At 39.4% G+C, this 13,185-nt stretch carries 13 protein-coding genes; 3 read left to right on the plus strand and 10 right to left on the minus strand.

Annotation, left to right across the window (positions count from 1 at the left end; all coding sequences use genetic code 11):
- Nucleotides 1–73 precede the first annotated feature (73 nt).
- Together H0185_RS19290 and H0185_RS19295 are read left to right on the plus strand one after the other, a co-directional pair.
- Complete coding sequence (locus H0185_RS19290) at nt 74–592, plus strand: hypothetical protein (RefSeq protein ID WP_221875124.1); 519 nt, start codon at nt 74–76, stop codon at nt 590–592.
- Nucleotides 585–1,607 carry an alpha/beta fold hydrolase gene (locus tag H0185_RS19295; RefSeq protein ID WP_343223176.1) on the plus strand — a complete coding sequence of 341 codons (1,023 nt, stop codon included), beginning with the start codon at nt 585–587 and terminating at the stop codon, nt 1,605–1,607. Before H0185_RS19290 ends, H0185_RS19295 begins: the two co-directional genes overlap by 8 nt.
- Before the next feature lie 158 nt (nt 1,608–1,765).
- On the opposite strand, the gene H0185_RS19300 is transcribed toward H0185_RS19295, so the two are convergent.
- The 8 genes from H0185_RS19300 to H0185_RS19335 form a co-directional block, all read right to left on the minus strand.
- Nucleotides 1,766–2,677, minus strand: coding sequence for a ketopantoate reductase family protein (locus H0185_RS19300; protein ID WP_221875126.1), 912 nt, complete (start codon nt 2,675–2,677; stop codon nt 1,766–1,768).
- 169 nt (nt 2,678–2,846) lie between these two features.
- A complete protein-coding gene (locus tag H0185_RS19305) occupies nt 2,847–2,993 on the minus strand; it encodes a hypothetical protein (protein WP_221875127.1) in 147 nt (48 codons plus the stop codon).
- On the minus strand, nt 2,993–4,444 hold the full coding sequence (locus H0185_RS19310) for a carbon starvation CstA family protein (RefSeq protein ID WP_221875128.1): 1,452 nt from the start codon (nt 4,442–4,444) through the stop codon (nt 2,993–2,995). The genes H0185_RS19305 and H0185_RS19310 overlap by 1 nt, the downstream gene beginning before the upstream one ends.
- A gap of 193 nt (nt 4,445–4,637) precedes the next feature.
- Entirely contained in the window at nt 4,638–5,369 is a 732-nt protein-coding gene (locus H0185_RS19315; RefSeq protein WP_221875129.1) for a LytR/AlgR family response regulator transcription factor, read from the minus strand.
- Nucleotides 5,370–7,109, minus strand: a complete 1,740-nt coding sequence (locus H0185_RS19320) for a sensor histidine kinase (RefSeq protein WP_221875130.1) — start codon at nt 7,107–7,109, stop codon at nt 5,370–5,372.
- A gap of 141 nt (nt 7,110–7,250) precedes the next feature.
- Nucleotides 7,251–8,114 carry a LiaG family protein gene (gene liaG, locus H0185_RS19325; protein ID WP_221875131.1) on the minus strand — a complete coding sequence of 288 codons (864 nt, stop codon included), beginning with the start codon at nt 8,112–8,114 and terminating at the stop codon, nt 7,251–7,253.
- Nucleotides 8,115–8,357: 243 nt separating this feature from the next.
- Nucleotides 8,358–8,672 (minus strand): metal-sulfur cluster assembly factor, encoded by a 315-nt coding sequence (locus H0185_RS19330; protein ID WP_221875132.1) that lies wholly within the window; start codon nt 8,670–8,672, stop codon nt 8,358–8,360.
- A 78-nt stretch (nt 8,673–8,750) separates the two neighbouring features.
- Nucleotides 8,751–9,980 (minus strand): DUF438 domain-containing protein, encoded by a 1,230-nt coding sequence (locus H0185_RS19335; RefSeq protein ID WP_221875133.1) that lies wholly within the window; start codon nt 9,978–9,980, stop codon nt 8,751–8,753.
- Between the two features lie 383 nt (nt 9,981–10,363).
- On the opposite strand from H0185_RS19335, the gene H0185_RS19340 reads away from it, so the two are divergent.
- Nucleotides 10,364–10,699, plus strand: coding sequence for a metal-sensitive transcriptional regulator (locus H0185_RS19340; RefSeq protein WP_343223178.1), 336 nt, complete (start codon nt 10,364–10,366; stop codon nt 10,697–10,699).
- A 719-nt stretch (nt 10,700–11,418) separates the two neighbouring features.
- On the opposite strand, the gene H0185_RS19345 is transcribed toward H0185_RS19340, so the two are convergent.
- Entirely contained in the window at nt 11,419–12,153 is a 735-nt protein-coding gene (locus tag H0185_RS19345) for an exonuclease domain-containing protein (RefSeq protein ID WP_221875134.1), read from the minus strand.
- Nucleotides 12,140–13,117, minus strand: coding sequence for a DUF294 nucleotidyltransferase-like domain-containing protein (locus H0185_RS19350; RefSeq protein WP_221875135.1), 978 nt, complete (start codon nt 13,115–13,117; stop codon nt 12,140–12,142). Before H0185_RS19350 ends, H0185_RS19345 begins: the two co-directional genes overlap by 14 nt.
- Nucleotides 13,118–13,185: the final 68 nt, after the last annotated feature.

A 13,185-nucleotide genomic window follows, 5' to 3' on the forward strand; every position in this document is an offset into this window, starting at 1 on the left:
TATAAAAGAGCTTGTTTTAGGTAAAAAAGCTATGTGGCTCTAGGCTTTGACAGAATGAAAGGAAGGAGAACATATGAGTAAACTAAAAGATTTAACATTGCTCGTTGCCAAGTATGAGAAAGAACTAAATACTCTAATACAGGAAAAGCTGAACGATCATGAGTTAGTGAATAGCGCAAATGAAGGGTTACAGAAACATCTTAGTACGCTAAGAAAGCTTCGTAAATTCAATGAATTCGTTGCACAGCAATTGAATCTTCCTACAAAGGATGATGTGGCTGCTATTGCAAAATTGGTTATGCAGCTTGAAGAGAAGTTGGATCGTATAGAAGACTTGCTTATGCACCTACTTGATGAAAATCCATCAGCGTTGTCCCAAGAAGGCCTTAATCAAACTACAACAAACAATGATTCTGAAAGCCTGCAAGCAGATGATGTGAACGAAGACCAGGAGTTGGATGAATTATCAGATGAGGAATCCTCAAAACCCCTTAAAACTAAAATAATGAATTTGCTATCTGAAATGGGAATGAAAGTATTAAAAGATGCAGTGAAAAATGCCCTTGCTCAAAGGGGAAACTCTGGTGTTTAAAGACCCACGTAAACCAAAGGGCTTAAAACGATTCGGTACTTTACCCAATCATCCAGATGTACCAGTTGGACCAACTCCAAGAAAAGCAGTTTGGAAAAGAAATAAGGCTACGCTTTGGTATTATCCGTCCCCAGTAAAAAATAAGAGAACTCCACTATTTCTCGTTTATTCACTTGTCAATCAAGCTTTTATATTAGACCTTGGGCCAGGAGCCAGCATGATTGAAGGGTTTACCCAAGCAGGATATGATGTCTACTTATTAGATTTCGGAATTCCAGGCTATGAGGACAAACATCTAACTCTAGGAGATTATATTTTTGATTATATTCAAACAGGAGTACGAAGGGCACTTAGGCATTCTGGTGCCGAGGAAATCACTGTAATAGGTTACTGTCTTGGCGGCACGTTAGCCTTAATTTATGCGGCGGTGGCAAATGAGCCCATTAAAAACTTAATTTTGTTTGCAACTCCAGTTGACATAGGTGAAGTTCCATACATGGACAAATGGACGAATGCGATTAAGCGTGGAGACCTAAAGATGGACGATTTTATTGATGAATACGGAGTTATACCAGCTCAAGTAATGGAATTTTGGCTGCGCCTTATTACAGCTCCTGTAAATGTAACCCCCTATTTAGCATTATTAGGAAGGTTGAACGATAAGAATTATATTAGAAAGTGGAAGCAGTTTGACAAATGGGTGAAAGGGCATATTCCATTTGTTGGGGCCGCCTTTAAAGAGTTAATCAATGAACTTCTAATTAAAAATAAGCTGATAAAAAATAAGTTGGAACTAAGAGGGAAAAAGGTTAGCTTGAAAAAAATCAAAGCGAACCTTCTTGTCGTTTCAACGGAAGCTGACGCGCTGATCCCCGAAGAGATGACCAAGCCATTAATGTCAAAGGTCTCTTCCCGGGATAAGACATATAAGCGAGTAAGAGGCGGGCATGTCAGCCTTGCTATTAAAGGAGGCTTACCTGATTTTCTAACAGAATGGCTTCAGAAAAGGTCTTAAATAGGTAAAAATGATTAGCCACTTAAAATAAGTGGCTAATCATTTTTTTATAAGAGTGTAATTAATCTTTGAAAGTCTACTAGATATAAAACAGAATACAGAGAGGGAATAGTGTTCTTTCTGCATTCGGTTCCGATAGAGCTATACACTTTTTATTTTTATCGAGCTTCGTAGACTTCTAAATTAGCATATATGGTGCCGATAACAGGCGTGCGAAGTTGTTTCACTTTTGCAATTTGTAATAGGTAACCAAAAAAGTGTTCAGCTTCTGTCTTTAAGCCTTTTTCCATATCGCGCTGAAGCGAGGATTTCATGTTGTATCCCATCTGCATGATTTTATCCATTTGGCTAGCCTCAATCCCTTCAGCAAGTGGTGCCTCAACGCTTCGCATTACGTTGCCGACCTCTTCGAGTAAAGTTTGAATAGTTTCGACTCCATACTCTTGATCACGGATTGGCCCAATTGGAGCCCGGAAAATAGAAGTTACGCCACTAAGAGTAGCGATAAACTGGTATTTATGCCACATATCCTGCTCGATATTCTCTGAAAGACGGAAACTAGCTTTTGTTCCTTGGAAAGTTGATTCGAGTTTTTTAATTCTTTCTGTCTGCTCCCCTGAGAACTCACCAAAGACTAAATCGTGAATTGGGCTCGTTTGAACGACTGTCCCTTTCTCATCAAGAGTTGTTTCAATAAAGCATAACCCACCAATAACGCTCTCATCCCCAAATACTGCTCTGAGTTCATCTACATGAGCAATACCATTTAAGAGTGGTAAGATCATGGTGTTTTCTGTGACATAAGGTTTCATGCCTTCAATCGCACCCTGTAAATGATAGGCTTTCGTTGATAACAAGATGACATCGAAAGGCTCTGCGGGTTCTCCGCTTACTATGGTTTTCGGTTTAAACTCCATATTTCCGTGAACACTCTCAATCACTAGTCCGGTCTCATCTAGTTGTTGCTTTCTATTTTGGCGGACAAGGAAAGTGACGTCTTCGCCTTTTTCTACTAGACGACCACCAAAATAACCACCAATACCACCTGCACCAACAATTAATACTCTCATAGAAAATAGCCTCCTTATGCAATCATTCTCTTATTCAAATTTACTTTATCAGACATGTATCTGTTTATAATTTACCATTTTAAGGGTTTTGTTGCTTTAGTTTAAACTAAAAGGAATTTCAGCTAATAAAAGAAGTGCACGCATTTCAATCCGCGTGCACTTCTTTTTACTAAATGAGAGCAATCCCAAGCGCTCCGGCAATAATCAAGAGGCTGATGATTTTGACGAAAAGGGGAAGGGTGTCCTTGCCCTTTTCGTTTATCTTTTTCTCTTCCTCATTGACCACCTTGCGATATTCCAGACTGCAGCAACTCATTAGGCAACCTTGTTCCAGTTTGAGATATCCTCTTCAAGTGGAAGATTATTTGCACGGTTTTTCTTAGCTGCTACGAAGAAGAGGACAACGAGTATTGCGGATCCGATAAATCCACCAATCCAAGAAGCATTCATGGATAAGCCAAAACCAATTTGTGCATTTAAGATATAAGTGATAACCATGACTAACATAAATGTTCCCGGAATAAGTGGGATAAAATAGTTTTTCTTAGCAATATACAAGTACATTGCACCCACAAATAGGGCAATAACAGCTGTAGCTTGGTTCGCCCAGCTAAAGTATCTCCATAAAATGTTAAAGTCAATTTGTGTTAGGACAATCGAAACTGCGAATAATGGAACGGCAATCCATAGACGGCTGCTAATTTTCTTCTGTGCAATATTTAAATATTCCGCGATAATCATACGAGCGCTACGGAAGGCAGTGTCTCCAGATGTAATTGGAAGAACGACTACTCCAAGGATAGCTAATGTACCACCGATTGCACCAAGCATTGTAGTAGATACTTCACTTACAACTGCTCCAGGACCACCAGCTGCTAATACTTCATTTAAGCCACCATAACCGTCAAATAAACTCATTGCGGCTGCAGCCCAAATCATAGCAATAATACCTTCTGCAATCATCATACCGTAGAAAATTTTACGACCTTGCTTTTCCTTTTGTGTAGTACGTGAAATGATTGGTGTTTGTGTTGCATGGAAACCTGAAAGTGCTCCACATGTAATCGTAAAGAAGATTAATGGGAAGATTGGTGCATTATCAGGGTGGAAATTACTTAATGAAATTTCAGGAATCGGTGCTCCTGTTACGACAAGTGCGACACCTACTCCCACAGCACTGATGATTAATAATGCTCCAAAGTATGGATATAGGCGACCGATGATTTTATCAACTGGTAAAAGTGTAGCCAGAATATAATATACAAAGATAGCGGCGATAAGGATGCCTAGTGCTACTTTCCCGTCCATAAGAACATGAAGTAAGCTAGCTGGAGTAGAAACGAATACTGTACCAACTAGTAATAGTAGAAGGACAGCAAATGCATTAACAACGTGCTTCATGACCTTACCTAAAAACTTACTTGCCAGTTCCGGTAAGTGGGCACCACGGTTACGGATGGAAATCATCCCAGTAAGATAATCGTGAACAGCACCAGCGAAAATACAGCCAATAACGATCCAAATGAATGCTACAGGTCCGTAAAGCGCTCCCATAATTGGTCCAAAAATTGGTCCTGTACCAGCAATATTTAATAGCTGAATCAAGGAGTTCTTTGATGTGCTCATCGGGATGTAATCGACGCCATCACCATTTACGTAAGCAGGTGTGGTACGTTCTTCTTTCACCCCAAACACTTTCTCAATAAATTTACCATAAGTAAAATAACCAATAATTAAAAGGGCAATCCCTGCTAAAAATGTATACATCTGTGTTCCCCCTTTGTCCTGTAAGTAAATGAATGCGTTTACATTACTAGTATAAGAGAGTTGTAGACGAATAGGGGGATTTCAGTTTATTAAGTCGAAAATTAGGGTTAACATGCTTTATTTTAAGAGTAAGATGCATTCGTCAAGGGTGAAAATGTGACAGATTATCAAATTATGGTTTCAGGAGCTTTCATTAAATCTCTAACCTTGACCGTAGAGCTTTAACATAATTTCGGCTAACGGATAGTAAATCTTCTTTGCCTTCAATTTCCAGATGATAAGCACCATTAAACCAAGGCGTAAGACGAGTTACGTGTTCAAGATTGACTAAATAGCTTTTATGGATGCGGAAAAAGCTATAACTAGTAAGTCGACTTTCTAAGTCTTTTAGTGGAGTTTTGATTTCAAATTCATCTTTTTTGGTGATGATTTTCGTCACCTTTTCCTCCCTGAACATATAAAGAATCTCCTTTGGTTCTAGGTAAAAAATTTCTCCCTCCGATTCTACTGCTAGCTTTGCAGCAGCCTTCCCAACATCATAACCAACTGGAGTGGTGAACTTCTTCTCAATTCTTTCAACCGTTTCCTGTAATAGCTCCTCGTCATAGGGTTTTAATAGATAGTCAATGGCATCGTAGCGGAATGCCTCTGCAGCAAATTGTGGGTACGCTGTTGTAAACACAACTAATGGCGGTTTTTTAAATTCCATTAATGCCTTTGCGGCAGCCATACCATTCATTTTAGGCATCTCCACATCTAGGAATACAACATCTGGTTGGAGCTGAAGGGTTTTCATAATGGCCGTCTCCCCAGATTCAGCCTCTCCGACAATCTGAATAGAAGGGTAGGATTGCAATAAATGCTTTAATTCATCACGGCTATAGCGTTCATCATCAACTATTAATGTTTTTATGGTTGTTTCCATTTATTTTGCCACCTTTACATAGGGGATAGAAAAGGCAATTTCCGTACCATTTTCTATGTCACTTTTTATCTTAAGAGCAGCTTCTTCTCCGTATGTCATGGTGAGTCTTCGGTTGACATTAAAGAGGGCCATTCCTGTTCCTTTCTCAGAATGGAGGAGCTCTTTGCCAATCTGCTCAGCACGTTCCTTACTCATTCCTTGACCATTATCGGTTACTTTAACAAAGATTGACTCATTCCTTTTTTTAACCATTACCTGAATGATGCAGTTGTATTCTTTATTTTTAAAACCATGTTTAATTGAGTTTTCAATAATAGGCTGCAGGGTCAGCGGTGGAATGTTCTGTAACAGTGCTTCTCCATCAATATCATATAGTACTTCTAACTTATCGACAAACCGAGCTTCTTCAATGGTTAAATAGGCCTTTGTATGTTTGATCTCTTGTTCAAGTGTCGTTACACTATGTGTGGTCACAGTAAGGTTTTGACGTAAAAAGTGTGATAGAGATACGAGTAATTTTCGTGCCTTTGTAGGGTCAAGACGAATAAGCGAAACAATCGTGTTTAATGAATTGAAAAGGAAGTGTGGACTGATTTGGGCTTGAAGTGCCATGACTTCAGCTTCTTTAGCCAATTGATAGGCACGATCTGCCTCGGCAATCTCGAGTTGATTACTAATCATCATACTGAGACCTGAAATAAGCTCCATTACCACATTGTTGATTTCCTTTTCAGAACGAAAATAGAATTTCAATGTACCGATTGGTTTTCCACGTAATTTTAGTGGTGCGATGATCGCCGCACCAAGAGGGCAACCCTTTTCTCGGCATTGAATGGATTCTTGATTGGCGACAATTATTTCATTTCTATGGATGGCACCCAATGTAATTTGTGTTTGGATGGGGCTTTCAGAACGATGATGGTCGTTCCCAAGTCCTACGTGTGCTAAAATATCGGTCATATTTGTCATCGCAACAGCACTCGCCTTAATCTCTTTATGTAAAATTTGACAAACTGCCTCTGCAGACTGAGGATTCATTCCATTTCGTAGGTGAGCAAGTGTTTGATCTGCAATCCTAAGGATTTTTTGTGCTTGGACGGCAACGACTTTCTCTTCTTCATTAACGACATTTCGAATGACAAGTAGAAATAGTGCACACCCGAGCCCATTTGCGATAATCATTGGTAAGCCTATAATTTCAACCAAGGTCCATGCTTGTTCGAATGGGCGAGATAGCAGCAAAATAATGAGCATCTGGATTGCTTCAGCTAATGCGCCAATAATTAGAGCGGACTTGAGTTTTATATGCTGATGTTTTTTATGGAAATAACCTGCTAAAACACCTGCAATAATCGATGCAAGTCCACAGGCAAGGGCGGTAAACCCACCTAACGTAAACCGGTGAATACCGGCAATTAAACCAGCACCAATTCCGACTTTGTATCCTCCAAGTAATCCTGCAATCACAACACCAATCACACGTGAGTTGGCGATTGCTTCATCTGCAGATAGGTCTGAAGTCCAGCGGCTAAAATGTAGGCTTTCTGTGCTCAAGCTAAGTCCGGTATAGGTGCCGATAATTCCAAAAAAGCCAAAAAAGAGAATCGCTGTATATTGTTGATTCCGTTTTAGCTGTTCCTGATAAATCATATCTCTAAAGAATTGAAACCTTGTTAAAATAAAGGCAATCGTAACGATAATCCCGAGCCGTTCAACCATTGTAGTTAGAAGTTCAAACATATAGAAGCTCCTTTAACCCTTGAGACATAGAATCTTTAAGCTCATTTTATGCTAACACTTCTTATTTTGAAAGGACAAAAAGTGCCTTCCTCCCGGTTGAGCAATGCGTTGAAGCATCGCCTCACCGGGGAAGGCACCTTTTTAATGTAGCCGTATGTTTCCGCTTGAAACCTTTATATCTAATTCGTATTTACCTGTGCCGTGTTTGCCTTCTAAACGGTTTTTGCTTATCTGTTCATCTTTTAGGTCAAATTCAGAGCTGATTGTTCCACTACTAGTTTTCCCCTTTAAAGTGAAACTAGCATCATCTGGCAAGTCAAGATTAATCCTTCCTGAACTAGCTTTGGCGCTTGAGTTTCCAGTTAATTCATCGATTTGAATATTCATTTCTCCAGAAGAAACTTCAGCATCAACTGCCCCAGAATAGTGGGTGATGTTCAATTTCCCTGAGCTCAAATCAAACGAACCAGTATTGGCCTGAACTGCATCAACTTTTACAGAACCAGATGATCCTTTATGATCAATCTCATTCGCAGTAATATGACTAAGCTCTATCTTGCCAGAGCTGATATTGATTCCTAATTCATCGAGCTCCATTGGATTTTCTTTTGAAGGTCCCGAAAACTCTAATGTTCCCGAACCTACTTTCAGTTCCATGTTGCGATTATAGTCTTCAGGGATGAAAATCTTTAAATCAGCTTTTCGATTAAAACTGAAAAAGTTAAATTTTGGCCCTTTGACATCTACTTTTATTGTATCTCCATCCTGATCAATGTTTACAGTGCCTTTCCCGTCATAGTCGACAGTAAGATCGTCTCTATCTTCAGGAATAATGGTTGTAGGAACACTTGTAGTTTGAACCTCAATGCTGTCAATTTTTCCTGTGATTTTGGCAGATTGATTGTTAGCGGTGTTAAAACCTAACCAATTAAAAACTGGGAAATTTGAGAATATAAGGTATACCCCCGTAATCACCAAAAAAATAACGAGTATTCTTTTTATCATTTCTTCCACTCCATTTCATTTGCTTTCCGGATTTTCTTTCTTGATACCATCATATTCTAGATAACAAAATCCCTCAATGAACTACAGATTGAATTACTGTCAGACTTAAGACCGAAACAGAGTAGACCCTTCTGGTGTAGTCTTTAAGGAATCAGGAGCGGGGAGCTTTTTTTAAAAAAAGAGTACCTAACTCGATTTCCCTTATGAAGGAACGAATTAGGTACTCTGTTATTTATTCTATGATTAACTTGGAATTCCGAGTGCAATCTTTGCGTAGCGCGACATCCGATCCTTAGACCAAGCAGGGGACCAGACGATATCGATTTTAATATCTTTTAATTCTTTAATGTTAGCAGAAAGCTTCATATGGGCATCTGTCATAATCTGTGGTGCCATTGGGCACCCCATCGATGTCATCGTCATATTGATTTGGACGTTGTTTTCGGCATCTAAAATAACATCATAGATAAGACCTAAGTTGACGATATCAATTCCAAGTTCAGGGTCCAATACTTCTTCAAGAACTTCATAAATTCTTTCTGTTAGTTCATTATTCATTTTAACTTCACCTCATTCGTTTTATTGAGTATTAATAGTGTTTAAGATAAAGTACCCGTAAAAATTGAAAAGAGAGCATTAAGATAAGATTCGTTTTTCGCCTTCGATTGCCTGGATGGGGTCAATGTTCTGAGTGAATTCGAGTGTGCCCATATATTCACCATGTTCATCTCTTACCGCGAAATAGCGAATATAGACATATTTATCACGGAACTTAATATAGAAATCTTCAACATCCTTATCCCCAGCTTTGAAATCCCGGAGCAAGTCTTCGACAACATGAACACTTTTAGGTGGGTGACAGTTTTGAACTGTTCTTCCAATAACCGCTTTTGTTCTATGGAAAATGCGCTCTTTTCCGTGTGAAAAATACCGAACAACATCATCTTGATCAATGAAGGTAATATCTACTGGTAAATGATTTAGCATCAGCTCTAATTGTTTTAAGGATAATAGACCCGTTTCCATTTTGATGAAGCCATCGGACGTGCCTGTGGCGTTGATTTCCTTGCGTTCTGGCTTCCAAACACCAGCTGGTCCTGTTAAGCAATAGCCGATATCCTCGCCATCGTGGGCCATTTTAACCCATTCATCTTCGGTTAGCGTTTGTAATGCCATAGGGAAAAGGATATTTTCTTCCTTATAAATCATTTCACTTGTTTCTTTAATAACGAAGTAAATAGCTGAACTAATCGCTTTTTTGTCGCCGTTGTAGTTGGTTAACTTTTCTTTAGCTCCCTTAATGGCAGCGCGAATGCCATCATCAACACCCCACATGACTTGAGTGGGTCCCATAATCCCATATTTTTCGAGATAAGGGAAAAGGAGATTTTCTTTGCGTGTGTAATGCTTATCTACATCATAAAGTAGATTTAAATCTTCAATTAGTTTCATTATATTTTCTTCGCTATCGTCTTTTTCGAAACGCTCTAGGTGGAGTTGCATTTTAAAGTTTACAAGCATATCAATCTCTTTATTTTCTAGGTTGAAAGTATGGATTGGGTGACCTGGTTGATCTTCTGGTTTTTCAGAACGGTGAATTTCCTCAATAGACCCTTTAAAAATAGCGGTATGAACTGAGCAAAGGCGCTGAACTTCAGAAACAGGAATTCCTTCCTCTTCCATTAATGCTTGCTCTAACTGTGAAATCTCTGCAACTGTAATATTTCCAACAGCATCTTCAAATTGAGCTTTCACTTCTTCAACGCTTTTGCCATTGTGTAAGTCTTTAATGATTTGCTTTAACATATCTTGACGTTCTGTTTTATTTTCGATTACTTGTTCACGATTATTAATGAATTCGCTCATATCAATTCTCCTTTTTTAGAAGACAAGTTTTATATTCAGAGGTTTATTTTCATGAGGTTTATAGTAAAAATCATTGATAACTTTTCTCATTAACAATGTAACACATCCAAAATCATGGGTTTGTGATATAGGTCACAGGAGGTGAAAAAGTTACTTAAGTCCTCGTAAACCTGATGGTATAGCGGTTTAAGCCTGTGAAGTCTCGGATTAATGGTCCGATTCACTCGGTAACATCGAGTTTCTTTCACAAAAACGCCATAGTTTTTCTAGTGCATGTATATATGACTTGAAACGCCTCTCTACCGAGGAATCTGTCGAAGAGGTCATGTTGAGTACGTCATGGGGGTATAGTAAAATAAGGGAAAGGAGGTTATAGGTTGGATATCCTTAATTCAGATGTAGAACGAACAGAATCAGATGACCATTGTGATGCTACCGATAGAAAAAGTCATCATTCTGATAAAATGAAGAAAAACTTAGTCACTAGATTAAATCGCATTGAAGGGCAGATCCGAGGAATAAAGGGTCTCATTGAAAAAGATACGTATTGTGATGACGTAATCACGCAAATCTCCGCCACTCAAGCTGCATTGAATAGTGTCGCAAAACTATTGCTTGAAGGCCATATGAAAACTTGTATCGTTGAGCGAATTCAGGAGGGCGACCAAGAGGTTGTTGATGAACTACTGGTGACGATTCAAAGGTTAATGAAAAAATAACCCCAAAATGTTGTTTCTTTTTGGGGTTATTTTTTCTTGCGTCCAAATGTATAGAGTCGAAGAACGAGTTGTTTTGGATGGACAGAGGTATGAAACAGGGATTGGCACACATCCTAGGACTTCTTACAAGATGGACTTCGTCAGACGATAGACTTTATGAAGAGTAGTTAAGGTTGTACTTTTATTATAAGAAGAGTCCGTGTAGAGAAGAGACCTATTCGGACAGAAGAAGCAGGAAAAAGCCAAGGAGAGTCCGAATGCGAGGCTAGTTCGGACAGGTAAAGCGTGAAAAGCTCGAGGAGAGTCCGAATACGAGGTTGATTCGGACAGGTAAAGCAGGAAAAGACCGAGGAGAGTCCGAATACGAGGTTGATTCGGACAGGTAAAGCGTGAAAAAGCCGAGGAGAGTCCGAATACGAGGTTGATTCGGACAGGTAAAGCGTGAAAAGGCCGAGGAGAGTCCGAATACGAGGTTGATTCGGACAGGTAAAGCAGGAAAAGACCAAGGAAAGTCCGAATGCGAGGCTAGTTCGGACAGGTAAAGCGTGAAAAGGCCGAGGAGAGTCCGAATACGAGGCTGATTCGGACAGGTAAAGCAGGAAAAAGCCGAGGAGAGTCCGAATACCAGCCTACTCCAAACAGGCGCAAGCAGAGATAAGCCAAAGAGAACGCTTAAATAAACGATCCACTAATACTAGCGGGTATACTCACGCTACCCTTCACCTTATCTTTGCTAAATACTCGTATACTTCGCCAAGTGTAGTAAAGCCCTCTGCTTCTGCTTTTTTTAGATAATGACCCCATAATTCAGCCGTCATTAACGCATCTCCAAGTGCGTTGTGGCGATCCTTAATCTCGATACCGCAATCTAAACATATTTTTTCCAGAGGTTGAGACCCTGATGAGGGATCAAAGATTCTGGTTAAAAAAGAGGTATCAATAATCCGGTGTTGAAATTTTGTTCGAGTATGCTCCCAAGTCGCCTTTTGCATAAAGCTTTGCTCGTGTTTGCTATGATGAGCGATGAGAATTCGAGTGGAAGTAAAGCGTAAAAAACTCATTAGAACTTCAGCGATTTCGGGAGCACTTCGTAAATCATCATCATGAATATTCGTTAAGGAGGTGATTTCAGGAGGAACCGGCTTTTTTGAACGAATCAAAGAATAGTATGTTTCCTGGGTTAAAACTTCGCTTCCTTTCATTTTTACTGCTCCAATTGAAATAATTTCATCCCCTTTTTCAGGAAAAAATCCAGTTGTTTCAATATCAAAAACCACAACTTCAAGTAGATTTAGTGGAGAGGAAAGGTCGTCTTTTTTTCGCACTTCTTTTTCGAGTTGACGTAAAAAGGATATGCTCTGCGCGTTAGAATGTCCATGGCCAGCTAAAACATTTGACCCTATCTTTTTTGTACCCATGCCTCTAAAAAACTGGATAAAGTCATTCATGCCCATGCTGCTCATCCTCTTCTACAAGTTTTCCTACATAGTCAAAGAGATTAATCCCATCTTTCAATATTCCTTTTAATCTTTTTCGTTGTTGCTTGGATAGTTGCTCAATAGCTAGGTAATGTCCAGAATCATAGTTTGTATGAATCCCGTATTTAAGACGATAGCTTTGTAGGTTTAAAAATTGCTTTCCGTATTTCTCTCTTAGAACCAAATCAGGTAACAGTTGAAGCCGTTCGTAAGTGGAGGTTTTCATGGATTTTTCACGGATGGCCATTACTCTGCCTGCATTAACATATGGAAATAATGCACTTTCCTTTATATTAAGAGAACCGGTCATCGGTCCATGAGTATCAACAAGGAATTGCCCTAAGATGCCAACCCCTTTTTTAATGTGCATTGTGTTTTCAAGGATTCTAAAAAGTAAATGTTCCTTGTGAATAAAAGGGTAGATGGATTGTTTTAGATGAAGGAGTAAATCATCTCCATAAAGGCATCTACCATCGATAAAGGTTAATAAATGACGAATAGATTCCCAGGAAGCGTCGAGTACCCAACCCTTTAGTTGCTTATCCCAATCTTCGAAAGATTTACACCACAAAGGATTACTTGCCATTACATTGCCGTCGCACTTTTTATAACCGGTTTTAACCAATCCCTCGGAAATTTCATTGCCAAGTGTTAGGAAGTACTCTTGAGTTTTTGTATCCTTCGTTTCTTTAAAAATAATTCCGTGGTCCTGATCACTCCAAATTCCTTGTTCAGCTCTCCCAGCGCTTCCCATAACAAAGAAACAAAAGGGGGTAGGTGGGGGACCGAACTCAGACTGAAATGAATCGACTGCAAGGGTAACCGTTTGCCTGGTGATCTCGTCATGAAGAGAATTTAACTGTGTTGAACTGGACCGGACATGGCTCATTTCCTGGTCACGGAATGCCTTTATCTGTGAATACTTGGTGTTGATTGCCATGCCAATTACACCCCTTCTCTAAACTAGCATTTCCCCTTGAACGAATGCTCAAGGGGAAGGAGATAGTT

This window comes from Mesobacillus maritimus (assembly GCF_019749255.1).
Taxonomy (GTDB): domain Bacteria; phylum Bacillota; class Bacilli; order Bacillales; family Cytobacillaceae; genus Mesobacillus_B; species Mesobacillus_B maritimus_A.